Genomic DNA, 653 nt, shown 5'->3' on the forward strand with positions numbered 1-653 from the left:
CTATGAGACGGCGCTTGGCGCGGCGCTCGGCGAGGACCTCGACGTCCCGCTCGACCGCAGCGCCCCGGTGCATTGGGGCGAAAGTGCGGTTCAGCCGGGAGATGCCGTATTGCCCGAGGGTGTGAAGAGCCTGGCAAGCGTGGTGCATGCGCCGTCGCAGCTCGCCCGCCGCCTGGCGCAGACCGGCGTTGTCGAAGCCGCCGACGGTCGCCGGCTCCAAGCGCTTCTGGCTCCTGGCCAGCGGCTGGTCAGCCGCGATGGCGCGCTCTGGCGTTGGGATGGCCTCACCGCTAGCGCCGACGCGCCGACTGCCGCCGCGCTGCGGCTGGCGCAGAAGAATCGACTGGCCGAGCTCGATGCCGAAGCCGTGCAGGCGACGCGCGTCGTGCGCGAGGCGGAGGAGGCGCTGGCGCGCGCCGAGCAGGCGATGCGCCAGGCAAGCGAGGCCGAGCGCAATGCGCGCCAGGCCGGCCGCGACGCACAGCATGCGTTGGATGCCGCCCGCAATGCGCTGGCCGACGCCGAGAAGGCCGGCGGCGAGCTGGTGAGCCGCCGCGCTGCCTTGGACGACGCCCGCGCGCGCATCGTCGAAAGCCATGAGGAGACGCAGGCTGCCTTCCTCGAAGCCGAGGAGATGCTCAAGGACGCGCCCG

General features: G+C 72.9%; 1 pseudogene. It reads left to right on the forward strand.

The annotated features are described in order from the left end of the window. Window positions 1–653 (forward strand): annotated as a pseudogene (locus tag EOA27_RS39050) (chromosome segregation protein SMC); the annotation flags it as partial.

It is taken from the genome of Mesorhizobium sp. M2A.F.Ca.ET.037.01.1.1, from assembly GCF_003998075.1.
Taxonomy (GTDB): domain Bacteria; phylum Pseudomonadota; class Alphaproteobacteria; order Rhizobiales; family Rhizobiaceae; genus Mesorhizobium.